The sequence below is a fragment of the Salmonella sp. A7 genome (genome assembly GCF_020181675.1).
Classification (GTDB): domain Bacteria; phylum Pseudomonadota; class Gammaproteobacteria; order Enterobacterales; family Enterobacteriaceae; genus Salmonella; species Salmonella enterica.
On sequence record NZ_CP084001.1, the window covers coordinates 3,149,747 to 3,171,306 of the forward strand.

Here is a 21,560-nt window from a genome sequence, read left to right on the forward strand (position 1 = left end):
GACGGGCCTTGCAATTTTCTATCTCCACCCCCATCTTCATTGCAATGCTTGCGCCTTTTCCCTATGGCGTGAATAATTTCCTTAGATGCCGGTAAATGTTCAGCGTCCGGCGATACAGACACAAGAGGAACAGTTTGAATATAGACACTCGCGAAATTACCCTTGAGCCCGCAGACAACGCCCGTCTGTTGAGCCTTTGCGGGCCGTTTGATGACAATATTAAACAGCTCGAACGTCGTCTCGGTATTGAAATCAACCGCCGTGACAATCACTTTAAACTGACCGGTCGTCCGATTTGCGTGACCGCGGCGACAGATATTTTGCGAAGTCTGTATGTCGATACCGCACCGATGCGCGGCCAGACTCAGGATATCGAACCGGAACAAATTCATCTGGCGATCAAAGAAGCGCGGGTGCTGGAACAGAGCGCGGAAAGCGTGCCTGACTATGGCAAAGCGATTAATATCAAAACCAAGCGCGGCGTGATTAAACCGCGGACCCCGAACCAGGCGCAGTACATCGCCAATATTCTCGATCACGATATTACCTTTGGCGTCGGCCCGGCGGGTACCGGTAAAACTTATCTTGCGGTCGCCGCTGCGGTAGACGCCCTGGAGCGCCAGGAGATTCGCCGTATTCTGCTGACCCGTCCGGCGGTGGAAGCAGGCGAAAAACTGGGCTTTCTGCCAGGCGATTTAAGTCAGAAAGTGGACCCGTACCTGCGTCCGCTGTATGACGCGTTGTTCGAAATGCTCGGCTTTGAAAAAGTCGAGAAGCTGATTGAACGCAATGTAATTGAAGTCGCGCCGCTGGCCTATATGCGCGGACGCACATTAAACGACGCCTTTATCATTCTGGATGAAAGCCAGAACACCACTATCGAACAGATGAAGATGTTCCTGACGCGTATCGGCTTTAACTCGAAAGCGGTGATCACCGGCGACGTGACGCAAATTGACCTGCCACGCAACACCAAATCCGGCTTACGTCATGCCATTGAAGTGCTGGCGGAAGTCGATGAAATCAGCTTTAACTTCTTCCACAGCGAAGACGTGGTGCGCCATCCTGTCGTTGCCCGCATTGTTAACGCCTATGAAGCCTGGGAAGAGGCAGAACAAAAACGCAAAGCGGCGTTGGCGGCAGAGCGTAAGCGTGAAGCCCAGGAGCAGGAGCAGAAATGAGCCAGGTGATCCTCGATTTACAGTTGGCCTGTGAAAACCACGCGGGCCTGCCGGATGAAGCTCAGTTTCAACGCTGGCTGGACGGCGTTATTCCGCAGTTTCAGGAAGAGGCGGAAGTCACAATCCGTCTGGTGGATGAGGCCGAAAGCCACGACCTTAATTTAACGTACCGCGGGAAAGATAAACCCACTAATGTTCTCTCCTTCCCGTTTGAAGCGCCCCCCGGCATTGAAATGCCGCTACTGGGCGATCTGATTATTTGCCGTCAGGTCGTGGAGCAGGAAGCGCAGGAACAGAGCAAGCCGCTGGAGGCGCACTGGGCGCACATGGTCGTGCACGGTAGCCTGCATTTGCTGGGTTACGATCATATCGACGATGACGAAGCGGAAGAGATGGAGTCTCTCGAAACGGAGATTATGCTTGCTATGGGCTATGAGGATCCGTACATTGCCGAGAAGATTGCAGAATAGTAGCTTGCCGGATGGCGGCGCTTGCGCCTTATCCGGCCTACATTCATGCCTTTTGTAGCCCTGATAAGCGTAGCGCCATCAGGCAAAACATGCCGTCACAGCTGAGTATGCGCATGACGAGCTTTGTATTAACTAACATGAGAACCCATACGACGCCATGAGCGACGACAATTCACACAGTAGTGACACAGTAAACAGTAAAAAGGGATTTTTTTCCCTGCTACTCAGCCAGCTTTTCCACGGTGAACCTAAAAACCGTGATGAGTTGCTGGCGCTGATCCGTGATTCCGGGCAGAACGAGCTTATCGATGAAGATACGCGCGATATGCTCGAAGGCGTAATGGACATCGCCGACCAGCGCGTTCGCGATATTATGATCCCGCGCTCCCAGATGATTACCCTGAAACGCAACCAGACGCTGGACGAATGTCTCGATGTTATCATCGAGTCCGCCCACTCGCGTTTTCCGGTGATCAGCGAAGATAAAGATCACATTGAAGGGATTCTGATGGCCAAAGATTTGCTGCCGTTTATGCGCAGCGATGCCGAAGCCTTCAGCATGGACAAAGTGTTACGCACCGCGGTTGTCGTACCGGAAAGTAAACGGGTTGACCGTATGCTCAAGGAATTCCGCTCCCAGCGCTACCATATGGCGATCGTGATTGATGAGTTTGGCGGCGTTTCCGGCCTTGTGACTATCGAAGACATCCTCGAACTGATTGTCGGTGAAATTGAAGATGAGTATGACGAAGAAGACGATATTGACTTCCGTCAGCTTAGCCGCCATACTTGGACGATTCGCGCGCTGGCGTCGATTGAAGACTTCAATGACGCTTTCGGCACCCACTTCAGCGATGAAGAAGTCGATACCATCGGCGGGCTGGTGATGCAGGCGTTCGGCCATTTACCGGCCCGCGGCGAAACCATTGACATTGATGGTTACCAGTTCAAAGTGGCGATGGCCGATAGTCGTCGTATTATTCAGGTGCATGTCAGGATCCCGGATGACTCGCCCCAGCCAAAACTGGACGAATAACAGCAATAGTGGACTAAAAATGGCATTTGCCTCGTTAATTGAACGCCAGCGTATTCGCCTGCTGCTGGCGTTATTATTCGGCGCCTGCGGAACACTGGCTTTCTCTCCGTATGACGTCTGGCCCGCAGCGATAGTGTCGCTTATCGGGCTGCAGGCCTTAACGTTTAATCGCCGCCCGCTCCAGTCTGCCGCCATCGGCTATTGCTGGGGACTCGGACTTTTCGGTAGCGGGATTAACTGGGTTTATGTCAGTATCGCGCAGTTTGGCGGCATGCCGGTCCCGGTTAACGTTTTTCTGGTGGTGCTGCTTGCAGCTTATCTCTCGCTGTATACCGGACTGTTTGCCGGGATTTTGTCGCGCCTGTGGCCAAAAACCAACTGGCTGCGCGTCGCTATCGCCGCGCCTGCAATATGGCAAATCACCGAATTTTTACGCGGCTGGGTGCTGACCGGCTTCCCCTGGCTGCAATTTGGCTATAGTCAGGTCGACGGCCCGCTAAAAGGCCTGGCGCCGGTAATGGGCGTCGAAGCGATCAACTTTCTGCTGATGATGATCAGCGGCCTGTTAGCGCTGGCACTGGCGACGCGGAACTGGCGTCCGCTGGCTGTCGCCGTGATTCTGTTTGCTTTGCCCTTTCCGCTACGTTATATCCAGTGGTTTACGCTGGAACCGGCCAAAGCGACCCAGGTATCGCTGGTGCAGGGCGATATCCCGCAGTCGCTGAAGTGGGACGAAAACCAGCTACTGAATACACTAAAAATTTATCTCAACGAAACTCGCCCAGAGTTAGGCAAATCACAGATTATTATCTGGCCTGAGTCGGCGATTCCGGATCTCGAAATCAATCAGCAGCCTTTCCTTCGTTCGCTGGACGAGATGTTACGCGAAAAAAATAGCACGCTGATCACCGGTATTGTCGATGCGCGTCTCAATAAACAGAATCGATACGACACCTACAATACGATTATTACGTTGGGCAAAGATAATCCATACAGTTATGATTCGCCCAATCGCTACAATAAAAATCACCTTGTGCCCTTTGGCGAGTTCGTTCCGCTGGAGTCTATCCTGCGTCCGCTGGCGCCGTTCTTCGATCTGCCCATGTCCTCCTTTAGCCGCGGCCCTTATATCCAGCCGCAGTTACATGCGCACGACTATAAGCTGACGGCGGCAATCTGTTATGAAATTATTCTTGGCGAACAGGTGCGGGATAACTTCCGCCCGGACACCGACTATCTGCTGACGATTTCTAACGACGCCTGGTTTGGTAAGTCCATTGGCCCGTGGCAACATTTCCAGATGGCGCGGATGCGTTCGCTGGAGCTGGCGCGTCCGTTACTGCGCAGTACTAATAACGGTATTACGGCGGTGATTGGCCCGCAGGGCGAAATCCAGGCGATGATTCCGCAGTTCACACGCCAGGTGCTGACCACCCACGTCACGCCAACCACGGGGTTAACTCCCTATGCTCGTACCGGCAACTGCCCGCTATGGGTACTGACCGCGCTGTTTGCTTTTGGCGCGGTAGTGATGAGTCTGCGACAACGACGGAAATAATATCTCCCCAGGCCGGATAGCGCTTCATTTATCCGGCCTGAAAATCCTCCTTTTTCCCCCATTCTGGCACGTCTATTGCTTTGTTAAACATGGCAAACCTGTTCTGGCTGTTTGTGCAACCTGGTCGCACCAAAATCGATCATTGGTAGCACCTGAACGGTGCAATGTAGGATTTTTGCCTCTGAACGGTGCGGCGCACTTCGCAAAAATAAACAATATCGCAGCAAAATATTTACAACAAGCCACACTAAATGTTAACAAACACACATAACACTGCACGCGCAAGTTGCAGGCAATAACAACATCACAATAGCTATCAATGCGTCGACGGCGCAGATGATAAAGGAGTTGGATATGCAATTACGTAAGCTAACCACAGCAATGCTGGTCATGGGACTGTCTGCGGGCCTTGCGCACGCAGAAGATGGCGCGCCTGCCGCTGGTAGCACCCTGGACAAGATCGCTAAAAATGGCGTGATCGTCGTCGGGCATCGCGAATCTTCTGTGCCCTTTTCTTATTACGACAACCAGCAGAAAGTGGTCGGCTATTCCCAGGACTACTCCAACGCCATTGTGGAAGCGGTAAAAAAGAAACTTAACAAGCCGGATCTGCAGGTGAAGCTGATTCCGATCACCTCGCAAAACCGTATTCCGCTGTTGCAAAACGGAACCTTCGATTTTGAATGTGGTTCAACGACTAACAACCTTGAGCGCCAGAAACAGGCCGCCTTCTCCGATACGATTTTCGTCGTCGGGACGCGACTGCTGACTAAAAAAGGCGGCGATATTAAAGATTTCCCGGATCTGAAAGGCAAAGCGGTCGTCGTCACCTCCGGGACGACCTCTGAAATTCTGCTGCATAAGCTTAACGAAGAGCAAAAGATGGGGATGCGTATTATTAGCGCGAAAGACCACGGAGACTCGTTCCGCACCCTGGAAAGCGGTCGCGCCGTCGCCTTTATGATGGATGACGCGCTGCTGGCCGGCGAGCGCGCCAAAGCCAAGAAACCGGATAACTGGGAGATTGTCGGTAAACCGCAGTCCCAGGAAGCCTACGGCTGTATGCTGCGTAAAAACGACCCTGAGTTTAAAAAGTTGATGGACGATACCATCGCTCAGGCGCAAACCTCCGGCGAAGCGGAAAAGTGGTTTGATAAGTGGTTTAAAAATCCGATCCCACCGAAAAACCTGAACATGAATTTCGAGTTGTCTGACGAGATGAAAGCCCTGTTCAAAGCACCGAATGATAAAGCGCTTAACTAACTAAAACTAAATGGGACGGGACTCCTGTCCTCTCGATTGTCGCTCAGCACGGACAGACTATAAGCCTGATGGTCGTTCCCCCTCGGGCCTGAAACCGCAAATCGCCGGGCAACAATCTTCGAGGGTAGCACTGCTACCCTTTTTTTTCGGAGTAGATGTATGTCAATAGACTGGAACTGGGGTATTTTTTTACAGGAAGCCCCCTTCGGCAATACCACCTATCTCGGCTGGCTATGGAGTGGTTTTCAGGTCACCGTAGCCCTTTCGATTACCGCCTGGATTATCGCTTTCCTGGTAGGATCTATTTTCGGCATTTTACGTACCGTTCCCAACCGTTTCCTCTCCGGACTGGGCACATTGTACGTAGAACTGTTCCGTAACGTGCCGCTGATCGTGCAATTCTTCACCTGGTACCTGGTGGTGCCTGAACTGTTGCCGGAAGATCTTGGCATGTGGTTTAAGGCGGAACTCGATCCCAATATTCAGTTTTTCCTCTCCTCAATGATCTGTCTGGGACTGTTTACCGCCGCCCGCGTTTGCGAACAGGTGCGCGCCGCGATTCAGTCTCTGCCTCGCGGGCAGAAGAACGCGGCGCTGGCGATGGGGCTAACGCTGCCGCAGGCTTATCGCTATGTCCTGCTGCCGAATGCCTATCGCGTTATCGTGCCGCCAATGACGTCAGAGATGATGAACCTGGTGAAAAACTCGGCTATTGCCTCAACCATCGGCCTGGTGGATATGGCGGCGCAGGCAGGCAAACTGTTGGATTACTCGGCGCACGCCTGGGAATCCTTCACCGCCATTACGCTGGCCTATGTGCTGATTAACGCCGTTATCATGCTGGTCATGAGCCTGGTTGAACGCAAAGTCCGCCTGCCGGGCAACGTGGGGAGCAAATAATGTACGAATTTGACTGGAGTTCGATTATCCCCTCACTGCCTTACCTGCTGGCCGGGTTGGTCATCACGCTGAAGATCACCGTCACCGCCGTTGTCGTGGGGATAGTCTGGGGAACCATTCTGGCCGTCATGCGCCTCTCAAGCTTTACCCCTATCGCCTGGTTTGCTAAAGCGTATGTTAACGTTTTCCGTTCCATCCCGTTGGTGATGGTCTTGCTGTGGTTCTATCTGATTGTACCCGGCTTTCTGCAAAACGTGCTGGGACTATCGCCGAAAACCGATATCCGCCTGATCTCCGCGATGGTGGCATTCTCTATGTTTGAAGCGGCCTACTATTCCGAGATTATTCGCGCCGGTATTCAAAGTATTTCCCGCGGGCAGTCCAGCGCCGCGCTGGCGCTGGGGATGACCCACTGGCAGTCGATGAAGCTCATTATTCTGCCGCAGGCGTTTCGGGCGATGGTGCCGCTGTTGCTTACGCAGGGCATCGTGCTATTTCAGGACACCTCTTTAGTTTATGTACTCAGCCTGGCGGACTTCTTCCGCACCGCGTCGACTATCGGCGAGCGTGACGGAACTCAGGTCGAAATGATTCTGTTCGCCGGCGCCGTTTATTTTGTTATCAGCCTGAGCGCGTCGTTGCTGGTCAGCTATTTGAAGAAAAGGACAGTTTAATGATTACCCTGAAAAATGTTTCAAAATGGTATGGTCACTTTCAGGTGCTGACCGATTGTTCAACAGAAGTGAAAAAAGGTGAGGTGGTGGTAGTCTGCGGGCCATCGGGTTCCGGTAAATCCACGCTAATTAAGACCGTCAACGGTCTGGAACCGGTGCAAAAAGGCGAAATTACCGTTAACGGCATTATTGTGAACGACAAAAAAACCGATCTGGCGAAACTGCGTTCCCGCGTGGGCATGGTATTCCAGCACTTCGAGCTATTTCCCCACCTGTCGATCATCGAAAACCTGACGCTGGCGCAGGTGAAAGTGCTGAAACGCGATAAGGCCGCCGCCCGCGATAAAGGCCTGAAGCTGCTGGAGCGCGTTGGTCTGTCTGCACATGCCAACAAGTTCCCGGCGCAGCTTTCCGGCGGTCAGCAGCAGCGTGTCGCCATCGCCCGTGCGCTATGTATGGACCCCATTGCCATGTTATTCGATGAACCGACTTCCGCACTCGATCCGGAAATGATCAACGAGGTACTGGACGTGATGGTCGAACTGGCGAACGAAGGGATGACCATGATGGTGGTGACGCACGAAATGGGCTTTGCCCGTAAAGTGGCTAACCGGGTGATCTTTATGGATGAAGGTAAAATCATCGAAGATTCGCCAAAAGAGGAGTTCTTCGCTAACCCCAGTTCCGATCGCGCAAAAGACTTCCTTGCGAAAATCCTGCACTAATCTTCCCGGCGCGCACGTCAGAGTGCGCGCTATCTCACGCTTTACCGCTTCGCTTCTCGAAACGTATCCAGCCGGGCGTTAACCTTGTCACAAAGTACCGCTTACAAGGAACCGCTATGGCACTGCCCATTATTATTGATTGCGATCCGGGTCATGATGACGCGATCGCCCTCGTTCTCGCCCTCGCCTCCCCTGAACTGGAAGTGAAAGCGATCACTTCTTCCGCCGGCAACCAGACGCCGGATAAGACCCTGCGCAACGTGCTGCGGATGCTGACACTGCTCAAACGCCCGGATATTCCGGTGGCGGGCGGCGCGGTGAAACCTCTCATGCGCGAACTGATTATCGCCGATAACGTTCACGGCGAAAGTGGTCTTGACGGCCCGGCGCTGCCCGAGCCGTCATTCGCCCCGCAAAGCGGCACTGCCGTTGAGCTGATGGCAAAAACACTGCGTGAGAGTTCACAGCCAGTCACCATCGTCTCCACTGGCCCACAGACTAACGTGGCGCTGCTGCTGAATAGCCATCCGGAACTGCATACGAAAATCGCCCGCATTGTGATCATGGGCGGAGCAATGGGATTGGGTAACTGGACGCCCGCTGCGGAATTTAATATTTACGTCGACCCGGAAGCGGCAGAAATTGTCTTCCAGTCAGGCATTCCGGTGGTGATGGCCGGGCTGGACGTCACCCATAAGGCGCAGATTCACGCCGCCGATATCGAACGCTTTCGCGCTATTGGCAACCCGATTTCCACCATCGTTGCCGAACTGCTGGACTTCTTTATGGAGTACCACAAAGACGAAAAATGGGGATTTGTCGGCGCGCCGCTGCATGACCCATGCACCATCGCCTGGCTGCTGAAACCCGAGATTTTCACCACCGTTGAGCGTTGGGTTGGCGTGGAAACCCAGGGGAAATACACCCAGGGGATGACGGTGGTGGATTATTATTTCCTGACGGGGAATAAGCCGAATGCAACGGTGATGGTCGATGTAGACCGCCAGGGATTTGTCGATTTGCTGGCGGAACGGCTGAAGTTTTACGCGTAATATTTGCCGGATGGCAGCTTCGCCATATCCGGCCTACGTGAACGATTTTTGGTAGGCCGGATAAGACGCACCGGTGCTCTTCCTCTCACGGCTCAAACGGTCTTCTCTGAAACTGGTCGTGCCCACACTTCGGGCACAGCGGCAACACATCCGGCGTGTAAACCGCCAGATGATAGTGGCACTTCTCGCACACCAGATTCCCCAATCCCACCACCTCACCGCTGTGATACACGCCGTGGTGATTCAAATCCTGGAATACCTCGCGCCATTCCAGCTGGGTTTTGTCGGTAATGTCCGCCAGTTCCTGCCAGAGACTCTCTTTAATCACCCGCAAGAAGACGCTATCTTCCTGGCTCTCTTCGTAGCTCATGGCGAACTCTTCCAGATCGCGTCTGACAGCGCGCGTCAGTTCGTCCACCTCGGTTCGCGTTAACTCCCCTGTTTGCATCACGCGCTGGCGCGCCTGCTCCACCAGCGCATCAATGTCGCGCTCGCCATTGCGTAAACGCTCGCTTAATGAGGCCACCAGTTCACGGTAATATTGAGCAACCTTGTTCATCACTTCACCTCTTGGATCGTTAACTGCCTATAATAATAGACGTTATTTGCGTTACGCTTTGCAAGGCTGCCCACAGAGTCTGTAAATTCTTGTCAGGCCGACTCGCGTATCCAGCGCGTCAGCGAGGTACGATCGACATTTAATCGTTTCGCCACTAACGATTTATTATCCCTTTCCGCCTCTAATAATTTTCTCAAAATACGCAGGCGAATCGTTTTATAATCGCCAGCCAACATCTGGCAGTCGTGGCAGGTACTTGGCTCGCGTCGGCTCCCCTCTTCCAGATCGTCCAGCAAGAGGCGGCCCTCATCCAGCGTTGCCGGGGAGTGATCAATAGAGAGCACCAGCCGTTCGATAATATTGCTTAACTGCCTGACGTTTCCGGGCCAGGCGAAGCGCTGAAGCTCTTGCCACAGCGCCGGGGTTAACGTTAGTGCCGGGCGTTTATAATGCTGGCTGAAACTGGTAAGCAGCGACAGGCCGATGGCTTTGATATCCTCCGGACGTTTGCGTAGCGGGATGGTGGTCACTTTTAATACGTTAAGCCGATAGTAAAGATCTTCGCGAAATGTCCCGTCCGCAATGAGCTTCGTTAATGTCTGATTGGTCGCTGCAATCACGCGAATATCAACAGGTATCATCTGGTCTGAGCCCAGCCGCATAATCTGCCGCTCCTGCAATACCCGTAATAAGCGCGTCTGTAGCGGTTTATCCAGTTCGCTAATCTCATCCAAAAAAATGGTACCGTGGTGCGCTAATTCAAACAGGCCTATTTTGCCTTTCGGCGACGCGCCGGTAAATGCGCCGGCGACATAGCCAAAGAGTTCGCTCTCCAGAATCTGAGGGGCCATCGCGCCGCAGTTAATGGCGACAAACGGGCCGTTGACGCGTTGGCTGGCATTATGAATACTTTGCGCCAGCACCTCTTTTCCCGTCCCGCTTTCGCCATTAATTAAGATAGTCGCGTCCGTACCGGCATAATTTTTAATGATCGCCAGACGACGCAGCATTTCCGGGTTTTCGGTAAGCAGATCGTCGAAATGATAGCGGGCGCTCAAGCCGCGGCGAGACAGTTCCTGGCGGCGAACATGATGTTCCGCCCCCTGTAAACTGGAGACGGTTTGCATCGTCAACACTACCCGGCTTAACTGTCTGGCCGCAAATACCGGATACAGATTAACCACCATCGCGCCTTGCGGCGTATCGACGACTTTCGCGCTGACGGTTTTTCCCTCGCGTAATGTATGCCGCTCCTGGTGCAATACCTGTTTCAGGAAAGACGCGTCATAAATTTCACCGGAGGCGTTAACTTTAAAAAGTTGGCTCGCATATTTATTGTAATGCAGTAACGCGCCGGTATCATCAAGCGTGATAACAGCTTTATCAAACTGATCGAGAATCAGCTGCAGATGATGACGCTCGAGTAATTGGCTGCGAAAAGCCAGATATAATGAGCGGGCCTCTTCCAGAGCTTCGGTTATTGAGGCGGGGCTGGAATCAAGTAAACGGAATTGCGAGCCCAGCGGTGAAAAATAATCCTGACAAACGGTATCGCCAACAATGCAATCTAATGGCGTGGACGCTAATTGTTGCTTCAGGCAAGAAATCGTTTCTTTATCATTTCCCTGTAAGGTAAAAATTTTATAGTTAATATTTAACTGTTCCGCTACGCGCGCGCATCCTTTGATCACACTGGAAAAGCCGACAATACCGACAGTGCCTTTTTGTCCTTTAAAAGGGATAAGCGCATCAAGAATGTCGTAGCCGGACATTTTAATTTCGACTACCGGTAATTTACTGTGCTTTTTTAATATTTCCGCACAGCCGCCACGACTAATCAGTACCTGGTGCCCACGAGACTCTAATAAAGGTAGCTCATCCAGGATACGATTAAGCGTCGTTTGATGAATAGTGACGGCGTAATCCAACCGCGCGACCAGCGCCTCGGCAGCCTTTGCCAGTTGAGGGTAAGGAGAGACAAAACAGAGAGGAGATGCGGCTATATCTTTCGTCTTATTCATCACTCACCATCCTGTTGGTTTATGAACGGGCGAGACCGCCCGTCGTGATTTATTTTCCGCCGAAACGCTAACCGCCTGCGGCGGCTGGGTTCAGTTTACGATCGTAGCGTTTTTTTATCCATACGGTCAGGAATGGGGCGCACAGAGCGGTAATAATCGTCGAGGCCGCCACCTGCGCCGCCGCCGTCGACGCCAGGTCGGTAAAATGCGGATCGAGCAGCGCGATTGCCGCTGGCGTCGCGACGGCGTTGCCAGAGGTAGTGGAGACCGCCGCGCCTGCCACGCCGCTACCTCCCGTCAGACGATCGGCGAAAATATTAAAAAATCCGCCAATCGCCACCGTCATGAGTCCCAGTAAAATGCCTGAAGAACCTGCCGTGATAAGTCTTGCGAAATCAATACCGTATCCTAACCCAAAGGCAAAAAAGGGAATCGTTACCACACTGCCCTGTTTAAGAAACTTGCGCATGTCCTCATCCAGATTGCCCAAAATCATGCCAATGATAATGGGAATAATAACCGCCACCAGATTCATAAAGGGTATCGACACCATGCCTGCCGACCCTAACGCCAGCATGGTGAAAAAGGGACCATCGTTCAACGATATTACCGCAATCGCGCCGCCGTCAGTTTCATCGCCGTACTCCCCAACCAACGCGGCATATAACCCACTGTTCGAGTTGGTCATCGCCGAAATAATCGCTAAAGCCGACAGACCTAATAACCCATCCGGGCCGCAAAATTTTCCGACCAGAATGCCAATAATCACGCCGCTGGCAAATTTCGCAAAGGTGATCGCAGCGCCTTTTTTCAGCGCTTTCGGCGCGGCTTTAAACTGGATATCCGCGCCCATACAGACTAAAAACATGCCTAAAATCGCCATTGCACCATGCGAAATAGAGGTGACAAAACCGCCTATTTCCAGCGCCTCCGGCGCAAAGGTTTTAAACAATGCGCCGATGATTAGCGGTACAACCATCATACCACCAGGAAAACGTTCCAGTGTTTTTTTAATTTTCATAGCTTATTCCCAGGAGATAACCGGACAGCTTGTGCTGCCCGATTTGGTATCAGAACGTCGGCGCGATCTTATAAATAGAGAATTCGTTATGACCTAAATCTTCTGATTTAGTCGTTTTCCCATTCGCGACGCGTAAAATTTCCTGATAAATTTCCTCGCCCATTTGCGTAATAGAAGCCTCGCCAGACATAATGGCGGACACATCAATATCAATATTGTCCTGCATCATTTCCCACGTTGCTTTATTACCCGTAATTTTTATTACCGGCGCTATTGGGTTACCGGCAGGCGTTCCGCGACCGGTAGTAAAAATAACGATCTGCGCTCCACCCGCCACCATGCCGGAAATAGATTCAATATCCTGCCCCGGGGTATCCATAATCCACAGGCCCGGATGCGTTGGACTATCGGCATATTCCAGTACACCCTGTAGTGGCGCATGACCCGCTTTATGCATACAGCCTAACGATTTTTCTTCAATGGTAGTCAACCCGCCTTTAATATTGCCCGGCGTCGGCTGTCCCCCGCGAATATCCTCGCCCAGCGCTTTTGCTCGCGCCTCGCAGCCGACCACTAAATCAATGAGCTGTTGACCAACCTCCGGCGTCACCGCACGTTTCGCCATCACATGCTCGGCGCCAATAAATTCCGTCGTTTCAGAAAGAATTGAGCTTCCGCCGCAGCGTATCAGCTTATCCGAGGCGACCCCGCAGGAAGGGTTAGACGCCAGCCCCGATGTCGTATCTGACCCGCCGCACTCCATCGCCAGCAGCAGCTCGCTAACCGGTGCTTGCTGCGGTTTTTGCATGGAGAGTTGTTGCGCATAGTCGCGGGCCAGCGAAATCCCCCTGGCCTGACATTTAAGCGTGCCGCCCTCTTCCTGAATGGTGATGCAGGAGGTCGGTTTGCCAAATGCGGTAATCTCTTCTGCGATGCGCAGCGGCTCCGCGCCTTCACAGCCTAAGCCCACAACCACAATAGCGCCGACGTTGGGATTATTCGCCACATTAATCAATGTCTTTTCCGTCAGACGCGCATCGCCTGCCACCTGGCAGCAGCCAAAATCGTTATTCACCCATGTCGCGCCTTTTACCTGCCGGGCAATATCCTGGGCGACTTTATTCGCACAAACGCTGGTAGGTAAAATCAGTACATAATTACGGATGCCAAAACGGCCGTCAGGGCGGCGGAAACCCAAAAAAGTCTCATTGCTCATAATCATTTTCCCTTGTTTTATATTATTTCCAGTCACCACGTCCGCGTTCGCTTTCCACATTGTGGACGTGCACATAGTCGCCACTTTTTATTTCCTGAGTGGCGCGGCCAATGGATTCGCCATATTTATAAACTTCGCCATGAAAAGGCACATCGCAGATGGCGAATTTGTGGCCAAATGGCACATCCTGATGTAACACAACGCTTATCTCGCGTTCGCCAATGAACATTGTGGCGGTTTCGCCGGCCTTGAGCGCCGTAATAGCCGTCGCGACGCAATCCTGAGGGTGAATCACCACTGCATTTTTTTTCACGATTAACTCCTTTGCTTTAGTCCTGTCTTCCCTAATCAAAAGGCGTGCCATTTTTTAACTGCATGGTTTATATGACTTTATTTTTATGGGCCGATCTGGCGGTGACAGGAACTGCGGTAATTTGCCTCAGTCGTGTCGCATTTTGCGTCACCTCCTCATGAACGCCTGGCGCGACAAATGTTCTACCCCCTGTTTTGACGTGCGTGTTTGGGCTATGCTATGCGGATCTAAACACCACCTCTAAAGCTACATTTGTAGCTGTATCGAAAACAGGACTACTGGCTGCCATGCAAGAGCAATACCGCCCGGAAGAGATAGAATCCAAAGTACAGCTTCACTGGGATGAGAAGCGCACATTTGAAGTGACCGAAGACGAGAGCAAAGAGAAGTATTACTGCCTGTCGATGCTTCCCTATCCTTCTGGCCGACTACACATGGGCCACGTACGTAACTACACCATCGGCGACGTGGTTGCCCGCTACCAGCGTATGCTGGGCAAAAACGTGCTGCAGCCAATCGGCTGGGACGCCTTCGGCCTGCCGGCGGAAGGCGCGGCGGTGAAGAACAACACCGCGCCGGCGCCGTGGACGTACGACAACATCGCGTACATGAAAAACCAGCTCAAAACGCTGGGTTTTGGCTATGACTGGAGCCGTGAAATCGCGACCTGCACCCCGGAATACTACCGCTGGGAACAGAAATTCTTCACCGAGCTGTATAAAAAAGGCCTGGTGTACAAGAAGACTTCTGCCGTTAACTGGTGCCCGAACGATCAGACCGTTCTCGCCAACGAACAGGTGATCGACGGCTGCTGCTGGCGCTGCGACACCAAAGTTGAGCGTAAAGAGATCCCACAGTGGTTTATCAAAATCACCGCTTACGCAGACGAGCTGTTGCGCGATCTGGATAAGCTGGACCACTGGCCTGATACCGTAAAAACGATGCAGCGCAACTGGATTGGCCGCTCTGAAGGCGTGGAAATCACCTTCGATGTGAAGGGTTACGATAACACCCTGACCGTCTATACCACCCGTCCGGATACCTTTATGGGCGCCACTTACCTGGCGGTGGCCGCCGGTCATCCGCTGGCGCAAAAAGCGGCGGCGAACAACGCCGAGCTGGCGGCGTTCATCGACGAATGCCGTAACACCAAAGTGGCCGAAGCCGAAATGGCGACCATGGAGAAAAAAGGCGTCGACACCGGCTTTAAAGCGATTCATCCGTTAACTGGCGAAGAGATCCCGGTCTGGGCGGCAAACTTTGTCCTGATGGAGTACGGCACTGGCGCGGTGATGGCCGTTCCGGGTCACGATCAGCGCGACTACGAATTTGCCTCCAAATACGGTTTGACCATCAAGCCGGTGATTCTGGCCGCCGACGGTTCCGAGCCGGATCTTTCCGAACAGGCGCTGACCGAAAAAGGCGTGCTGTTTAACTCCGGCGAGTTTGACGGCCTGGCCTTTGAAGCAGCGTTTAACGCCATTGCCGATAAACTGGCGGAAAAAGGCGTCGGCGAGCGTAAAGTGAACTACCGTCTGCGTGACTGGGGCGTTTCCCGTCAGCGTTACTGGGGCGCGCCGATCCCGATGGTCACCCTGGAAGACGGCACCGTGCTGCCGACGCCGGAAGATCAACTGCCGGTTATTTTGCCGGAAGATGTCGTCATGGACGGCATCACCAGCCCGATCAAGGCCGATCCTGAGTGGGCGAAAACCACCGTTAACGGTATGCCGGCGCTGCGTGAAACCGACACCTTCGACACCTTTATGGAATCGTCATGGTACTACGCGCGTTACACCTGCCCGCAGTATCAGGAAGGAATGCTGGATTCGAAAGCGGCAAACTACTGGCTGCCAGTCGACATCTACATCGGCGGTATTGAACATGCCATCATGCACCTGCTCTACTTCCGCTTCTTCCATAAGCTGATGCGCGATGCGGGCATGGTCACCTCTGACGAGCCGGCTAAACAGTTGCTGTGCCAGGGCATGGTACTGGCGGATGCGTTCTATTATGTCGGCGAGAACGGCGAACGTAACTGGGTTTCGCCAGTTGACGCTATCGTCGAGCGCGATGAAAAAGGCCGCATCGTCAAAGCAAAAGACGCAGCGGGTCATGAGCTGGTCTACACTGGCATGAGTAAAATGTCCAAGTCGAAAAATAACGGTATCGACCCGCAGGTAATGGTTGAACGTTATGGCGCGGACACGGTACGCCTGTTTATGATGTTCGCTTCTCCGGCGGATATGACTCTGGAATGGCAGGAGTCCGGCGTAGAAGGCGCAAACCGCTTTATTAAACGCGTCTGGAAGCTGGTTTACGAACACACCGCTAAAGGTCCTGTCGCGGCGCTGAACGTCGATGCGCTGAGCGAAGATCAAAAAGCGCTGCGTCGCGATGTGCATAAAACCATTGCCAAAGTGACCGATGATATCGGCCGCCGTCAGACGTTCAACACCGCCATTGCGGCGATCATGGAGTTGATGAACAAACTGGCGAAAGCCCCGCAGGAAGGCGAACAAGACCGCGCACTGCTTCAGGAAGCGCTGCAGGCCGTCGTGCGTATGCTTAACCCGTTCACCCCGCACGTCTGCTTTACCTTGTGGCAGGAACTGGGTGGCGAAGGCGATATCGACAACGCGCCGTGGCCGGTTGCCGACGAGCAGGCAATGGTGGAAAACACCACGCTGGTTGTCGTGCAGGTTAACGGTAAAGTTCGCGGTAAGATCACCGTTGCGGTGGATGCCACTGAAGAACAGGTGCGTGAACGTGCAGGCCAGGAACATCTGGTGGCAAAATATCTTGATGGCGTTACCGTGCGTAAAGTGATTTACGTTCCGGGTAAACTCCTCAATCTGGTTGTTGGCTAAGCGCGGGAGGAAGCGTGCGATATCTGGTAACACTGTTGTTATCTCTGGCGGTGCTGGTCACCGCCGGATGCGGTTGGCATCTGCGTAGCACTACGCAGGTTCCGGCTTCAATGAAAACGATGATCCTCGATTCAGGCGATCCGAACGGTCCGCTAAGTCGTGCGGTACGTAATCAGTTACGGCTGAATAACGTAAACCTGCTTGATAAAGACACAACGCGCAAAGACGTTCCGTCTCTGCGGCTTGGAACGGTGACTATTTCGCAGGATACGGCGTCAGTGTTCCAGGATGGCCAGACGGCGGAATATCAGATGGTAATGACCGTCAATGCCTCGGTATTGATTCCTGGCCATGACATCTATCCTATCAGCACGAAAGTGTACCGTTCGTTCTTCGATAACCCGCAGATGGCGTTGGCGAAGGATAACGAGCAGGCCATGATCGTTCAGGAGATGTACGACAAAGCCGCTGAACAGCTGATTCGTAAGCTGACCAGCGTCCGCGCGGCGGATATTCAGGCGACGAAAGAGGAGGCTACCGCCGACAATGAGACGGCGGCGCCCGCCTCTACGCCAGCACGCATCTCCACTACGCTGAGTAACTAATGATCAGGTTGTATCCTGAACAACTCCGCGCGCAGCTCAACGAAGGGCTGCGTGCGGCATATTTATTATTGGGCAACGATCCGCTGCTGCTGCAGGAAAGTCAGGACGCTATTCGTCTGGCGGCTGCGTCGCAAGGCTTCGAAGAGCACCACGCTTTTACTCTCGATCCCAGTACCGACTGGGGATCGCTTTTCTCACTCTGCCAGGCGATGAGTCTGTTCGCCAGTCGTCAAACGCTGGTGCTGCAACTACCGGAAAACGGGCCTAACGCGGCAATGAATGAGCAACTCGCCACCCTGAGCGAGCTGCTGCATGACGACCTGTTATTAATAGTACGCGGAAACAAGCTCACCAAAGCGCAGGAAAACGCCGCCTGGTATACCGCGCTGGCAGACCGTAGCGTTCAGGTCAGTTGTCAGACGCCGGAGCAGGCGCAGCTTCCCCGCTGGGTGGCCGCCAGAGCGAAAGCACAGAATTTGCAACTGGATGACGCCGCGAACCAACTGCTGTGCTATTGCTATGAGGGCAATCTGTTGGCGCTGGCGCAGGCGCTGGAACGGCTGTCGCTGCTTTGGCCTGACGGTAAGTTAACGCTTCCTCGCGTGGAGCAGGCCGTCAATGACGCCGCCCACTTTACCCCTTTCCACTGGGTGGATGCGTTACTGATGGGGAAAAGCAAACGCGCGCTGCATATTCTGCAACAGCTACGCCTTGAAGGCAGCGAGCCGGTTATTCTGCTGCGGACCCTCCAGCGAGAGCTGCTGCTGCTGGTAAATCTCAAACGTCAGTCCGCGCATACGCCGTTACGCGCGCTGTTTGATAAACACCGGGTCTGGCAAAACCGTCGCCCCATGATCGGCGACGCGTTGCAGCGTCTCCATCCTGCACAGCTTCGCCAGGCCGTGCAGTTACTGACGCGTACAGAAATTACGCTCAAACAGGATTATGGTCAGTCGGTATGGGCAGATCTTGAAGGGCTGTCGCTCCTGCTCTGCCATAAGGCGCTGGCAGACGTATTTATTGATGGGTGATATGAAATCGTTACAGGCTTTATTCGGCGGCACCTTTGATCCGGTGCATTATGGACATCTTAAACCTGTTGAAACGCTGGCGAATCTGATCGGCTTATCGCGGGTGATTATTATGCCTAACAATGTGCCGCCGCATCGCCCCCAGCCGGAAGCTTCCAGCGCGCAGCGTAAATATATGCTGGAGCTGGCTATCGCCGATAAGCCGCTTTTTACGCTGGATGAACGCGAGCTACAGCGAAACGCGCCCTCTTACACTGCGCAAACGTTGAAAGCATGGCGCGAAGAACAGGGCCCCGAAGCGCCGCTGGCGTTTATTATCGGCCAGGACTCTCTGCTTAACTTCCCCACCTGGCATGATTACGACACCATCCTTGATAACACTCACCTGATCGTTTGTCGTCGTCCGGGCTATCCCCTTGAAATGACGCAGGCGCAACACCAGCAGTGGCTGGAACAGCATCTGACCCATACGCCGGACGATCTGCACCAGTTGCCAGCCGGTAAAATTTACCTGGCGGAAACGCCCTGGCTTAATATCTCCGCAACCCTCATCCGCGAACGTCTGGAAAAAGGCGAATCCTGCGACGATCTGTTGCCGGAAAACGTGCTGAACTACATCAATCAGCAGGGGTTATACCAGTAAGCACATTGCGCAGCGCCGACAGCAGACGCTCGTTTTGCGCAGTGCTGCGTATCGCCACACGATAATAGCGGCTGTCCAGCCCCGGGTAGTTAGCGCAGCTACGGATTAAAATCCGCTGCGTCAGCAACCGTCGCTGCAGGTCAATATCCTCTCGCTCACAGCGTAGCAACAGATAGTTTGCCCGCCCGGGATAGACCGTCAGCAGGGGGAGCTGACAAAGCGCCTGATAAAACCGGGCGCCCTCCTCCCGTAACCAATGCCAGGTCGCCTGTTGCCAGGCGCTATCCTGTAACGCTACCTCACCGGCAAGCGCCGCCAGCGCGTTAACCGACCACGGCATTTGTTGGCGACGCATCCGCGCCACCGCCGCGTCATCGCTGTTGACGAGATATCCCAACCGCAGGCCGGGAATGGCATAAAATTTGGTCAGCGAACGCAGCACCCAGATATGCGGATTATCTTTAAGAGCAGGAATAAAGCCCGTCTCATGCGGAATAAAATCGATAAACGCTTCATCCAGGATCAGGTTAATGTTCAGCGATTTGCAGCGATCGGCAATGGCCTGTAATAACTGCCGCTCCGGCAGCAGGCCGGTAGGATTATTGGGCGTACACAGAAACAGGCAGTCCAGATCGGGCGTCAACGCCTCAAGAATGGCATCGGTAAGCTGCCAGCCATCCGCTTCGCGTAGAGACCAACGACGAATTTCACAGCCACTTTGCGCCAGCGCCCGGCCATACTCCGCGAAACCTGGCGTGACAATCATTGCACGACGCGGTTTAAGACCGCTCGCCACGGTAAAGATTGACTCCGTCTCGCCATTTCCCGCCAGTATCCACGATGCCGGCACCTGATGATGACGCGCCAGCGCCTGGTGCAAATGAAAATAATCGGCGTCCGGGTAGCGCTCAATGCAGTCCAGATTGTCGATAAGCGCGCGTTTCACGCTGACAGGCATACCCAGCGGATTAATGTTTGCGCTAAAATCCAGTAACTGGTCAGGCGAGATGCCCAACACCGTCGCGGCTTCCCGAATATTACCGCCATGCGCGCTGTTGAATAACGCCATTATGCCTCCGGCCAAAAAATGCTATTTTAGTGAAAAAAACGTTGCGCAATCAGGGGCATTATCATGTTTTGCGCATTTAACCTCATGAGGAATACCATGCGATTGTGGCTGGTGCGTCATGGCGAAACCGAGGCCAATGTCGCCGGGTTGTATAGCGGACATGCTCCCACGCCGTTAACGGAAAAAGGGATTGGCCAGGCGAAAACGCTACATACTTTATTGCGCCACGCGCCATTTGACCGGGTGTTATGCAGCGAGCTGGAGCGCGCGCGCCATACCGCCCGGCTCGTACTGGAGGGCCGGGATACGCCGCAACACATCTTACCTGAGCTTAATGAGATGTACTTCGGCGACTGGGAAATGCGCCATCACCGCGACCTCACCCATGAAGATGCCGAAAGCTATGCCGCCTGGTGTACGGACTGGCAGAATGCGGTTCCGACCAATGGCGAGGGTTTTCAGGCTTTTACCCGGCGCGTAGAGCGCTTTATCTCGCGACTCGACGCGTTTAGCGATTGCCAGAACCTGCTGATCGTCAGCCATCAGGGCGTACTCAGCCTGTTGATTGCCCGTCTGCTCGCAATGCCCGCCGCCTCGCTATGGCATTTCCGGGTAGAACAGGGATGCTGGAGCGCAATCGACATATGCGAAGGGTTCGCCACCCTGAAAGTATTAAATAGTCGTGCCGTCTGGCGGCCTGAGTGATGAATTTTCCGTTTTTTCTCGCCGCAGCGGTTTCGCCCATTGACAGCCCCCGACAGGCTGTTATTCTCCGCAGCCAGGCTTTTTTCACCTTGCAGAGCTTTGCAGAAATTGTTTTACAAAAATGGCGATGCTTTCTGTGACGTGGGATGGGATGATAATCTGGTTTTAAACGCCGATCCGGCGACATAAGTCCCGGTATCGCCGCTGATTCAGGTATACTACACGGCGTCCCGCCGGAAGGTTAGCGTTAACTCGCAACGCCTTACCGGTCCAGCCTGTTGGCCTTTTTCTATCGTTATAACGCAATTATTCACCCAGGGGGAAAACTTGCAGGGTAAAGCACTCCAGGATTTTGTTATCGACAAAATTGATGACCTGAAAGGTCAGGACATCATCGCCTTAGATGTTCAGGGTAAATCCAGTATCACCGACTGTATGATTATTTGTACCGGCACCTCCAGCCGTCACGTTATGTCTATTGCCGACCACGTGGTGCAGTCGTCGCGCGCGGCCGGTATGCTGCCGTTAGGCGTCGAAGGCGAGAATGCGGCTGACTGGATTGTCGTCGATCTGGGCGATGTGATTGTGCATGTCATGCAGGAAGAAAGTCGCCGCCTGTATGAACTGGAAAAACTCTGGAGTTAATGC

Annotated in this window: 21 protein-coding genes; 15 read left to right on the top strand and 6 right to left on the bottom strand. The window is 53.5% G+C overall.

Annotated features, from left to right (window positions below; all coding sequences use genetic code 11):
• Positions 1 to 134 precede the first annotated feature (134 nt).
• The 9 genes from LCS67_RS15500 to rihA all read left to right on the top strand — a co-directional run bounded on the left by LCS67_RS15500 (position 135) and on the right by rihA (position 8,859).
• Positions 135 to 1,181, top strand: a complete 1,047-nt coding sequence (locus tag LCS67_RS15500) for a PhoH family protein (protein ID WP_001018045.1) — start codon at positions 135 to 137, stop codon at positions 1,179 to 1,181.
• Complete coding sequence (gene ybeY / locus LCS67_RS15505) at positions 1,178 to 1,651, top strand: rRNA maturation RNase YbeY (RefSeq protein ID WP_000084477.1); 474 nt, start codon at positions 1,178 to 1,180, stop codon at positions 1,649 to 1,651. The genes LCS67_RS15500 and ybeY overlap by 4 nt, the downstream gene beginning before the upstream one ends.
• Before the next feature lie 157 nt (positions 1,652 to 1,808).
• On the top strand, positions 1,809 to 2,687 hold the full coding sequence (gene corC / locus LCS67_RS15510; protein ID WP_001278615.1) for a CNNM family magnesium/cobalt transport protein CorC: 879 nt from the start codon (positions 1,809 to 1,811) through the stop codon (positions 2,685 to 2,687).
• Positions 2,688 to 2,706: 19 nt separating this feature from the next.
• Positions 2,707 to 4,245, top strand: a complete 1,539-nt coding sequence (lnt, locus tag LCS67_RS15515; RefSeq protein ID WP_024151552.1) for an apolipoprotein N-acyltransferase — start codon at positions 2,707 to 2,709, stop codon at positions 4,243 to 4,245.
• Between the two features lie 354 nt (positions 4,246 to 4,599).
• Entirely contained in the window at positions 4,600 to 5,508 is a 909-nt protein-coding gene (locus tag LCS67_RS15520; protein ID WP_001518176.1) for an amino acid ABC transporter substrate-binding protein, read from the top strand.
• A gap of 159 nt (positions 5,509 to 5,667) precedes the next feature.
• Positions 5,668 to 6,408 (top strand): glutamate/aspartate ABC transporter permease GltJ, encoded by a 741-nt coding sequence (gene gltJ / locus LCS67_RS15525; protein WP_000020930.1) that lies wholly within the window; start codon positions 5,668 to 5,670, stop codon positions 6,406 to 6,408.
• On the top strand, positions 6,408 to 7,082 hold the full coding sequence (gene gltK, locus LCS67_RS15530) for a glutamate/aspartate ABC transporter permease GltK (protein WP_000272802.1): 675 nt from the start codon (positions 6,408 to 6,410) through the stop codon (positions 7,080 to 7,082). The genes gltJ and gltK overlap by 1 nt, the downstream gene beginning before the upstream one ends.
• Positions 7,082 to 7,807, top strand: coding sequence for a glutamate/aspartate ABC transporter ATP-binding protein GltL (gltL, locus tag LCS67_RS15535; RefSeq protein ID WP_031564225.1), 726 nt, complete (start codon positions 7,082 to 7,084; stop codon positions 7,805 to 7,807). The genes gltK and gltL overlap by 1 nt, the downstream gene beginning before the upstream one ends.
• Before the next feature lie 116 nt (positions 7,808 to 7,923).
• A complete protein-coding gene (gene rihA / locus LCS67_RS15540; RefSeq protein WP_001207417.1) occupies positions 7,924 to 8,859 on the top strand; it encodes a pyrimidine-specific ribonucleoside hydrolase RihA in 936 nt (311 codons plus the stop codon).
• An 85-nt stretch (positions 8,860 to 8,944) separates the two neighbouring features.
• On the opposite strand, the gene LCS67_RS15545 is transcribed toward rihA, so the two are convergent.
• From LCS67_RS15545 to LCS67_RS15565, 5 genes are all read right to left on the bottom strand, one after another.
• Positions 8,945 to 9,418 (bottom strand): zinc ribbon-containing protein, encoded by a 474-nt coding sequence (locus tag LCS67_RS15545; protein WP_001044885.1) that lies wholly within the window; start codon positions 9,416 to 9,418, stop codon positions 8,945 to 8,947.
• Positions 9,419 to 9,510: 92 nt separating this feature from the next.
• Positions 9,511 to 11,439, bottom strand: a complete 1,929-nt coding sequence (locus LCS67_RS15550) for a sigma-54 interaction domain-containing protein (RefSeq protein ID WP_001044197.1) — start codon at positions 11,437 to 11,439, stop codon at positions 9,511 to 9,513.
• Positions 11,440 to 11,506: 67 nt separating this feature from the next.
• On the bottom strand, positions 11,507 to 12,460 hold the full coding sequence (locus LCS67_RS15555; RefSeq protein WP_000694477.1) for a 2-keto-3-deoxygluconate permease: 954 nt from the start codon (positions 12,458 to 12,460) through the stop codon (positions 11,507 to 11,509).
• 49 nt (positions 12,461 to 12,509) lie between these two features.
• On the bottom strand, positions 12,510 to 13,682 hold the full coding sequence (locus tag LCS67_RS15560; RefSeq protein WP_001670689.1) for a UxaA family hydrolase: 1,173 nt from the start codon (positions 13,680 to 13,682) through the stop codon (positions 12,510 to 12,512).
• A 16-nt stretch (positions 13,683 to 13,698) separates the two neighbouring features.
• The gene (locus LCS67_RS15565) at positions 13,699 to 14,040 is read right to left on the bottom strand and encodes a UxaA family hydrolase (protein WP_001574029.1); all 342 of its coding nucleotides are present in this window, start codon (positions 14,038 to 14,040) and stop codon (positions 13,699 to 13,701) included.
• A 236-nt stretch (positions 14,041 to 14,276) separates the two neighbouring features.
• Between LCS67_RS15565 and leuS the strand changes: the two genes are divergently transcribed.
• Genes leuS through nadD form a run of 4 tightly spaced genes read left to right on the top strand, consistent with a single transcriptional unit; the run spans position 14,277 to position 19,138 of the window.
• Positions 14,277 to 16,859 carry a leucine--tRNA ligase gene (gene leuS, locus LCS67_RS15570; protein WP_001157912.1) on the top strand — a complete coding sequence of 861 codons (2,583 nt, stop codon included), beginning with the start codon at positions 14,277 to 14,279 and terminating at the stop codon, positions 16,857 to 16,859.
• Between the two features lie 14 nt (positions 16,860 to 16,873).
• Positions 16,874 to 17,464 carry an LPS assembly lipoprotein LptE gene (gene lptE / locus LCS67_RS15575; protein WP_100521824.1) on the top strand — a complete coding sequence of 197 codons (591 nt, stop codon included), beginning with the start codon at positions 16,874 to 16,876 and terminating at the stop codon, positions 17,462 to 17,464.
• The gene (gene holA / locus LCS67_RS15580; protein ID WP_000620491.1) at positions 17,464 to 18,495 is read left to right on the top strand and encodes a DNA polymerase III subunit delta; all 1,032 of its coding nucleotides are present in this window, start codon (positions 17,464 to 17,466) and stop codon (positions 18,493 to 18,495) included. Before lptE ends, holA begins: the two co-directional genes overlap by 1 nt.
• 1 nt (position 18,496) lies before the next feature.
• A complete protein-coding gene (gene nadD, locus LCS67_RS15585) occupies positions 18,497 to 19,138 on the top strand; it encodes a nicotinate-nucleotide adenylyltransferase (RefSeq protein WP_023137128.1) in 642 nt (213 codons plus the stop codon).
• Here nadD and cobD read toward each other — a convergent pair.
• Positions 19,113 to 20,207 carry a threonine-phosphate decarboxylase CobD gene (cobD, locus tag LCS67_RS15590; protein WP_001173261.1) on the bottom strand — a complete coding sequence of 365 codons (1,095 nt, stop codon included), beginning with the start codon at positions 20,205 to 20,207 and terminating at the stop codon, positions 19,113 to 19,115. The genes nadD and cobD overlap by 26 nt on opposite strands.
• Before the next feature lie 96 nt (positions 20,208 to 20,303).
• Between cobD and LCS67_RS15595 the strand changes: the two genes are divergently transcribed.
• Positions 20,304 to 20,912, top strand: a complete 609-nt coding sequence (locus tag LCS67_RS15595; protein WP_001241918.1) for an adenosylcobalamin/alpha-ribazole phosphatase — start codon at positions 20,304 to 20,306, stop codon at positions 20,910 to 20,912.
• 327 nt (positions 20,913 to 21,239) lie between these two features.
• On the top strand, positions 21,240 to 21,557 hold the full coding sequence (rsfS, locus tag LCS67_RS15600) for a ribosome silencing factor (protein WP_001161670.1): 318 nt from the start codon (positions 21,240 to 21,242) through the stop codon (positions 21,555 to 21,557).
• Positions 21,558 to 21,560 lie beyond the last annotated feature (3 nt).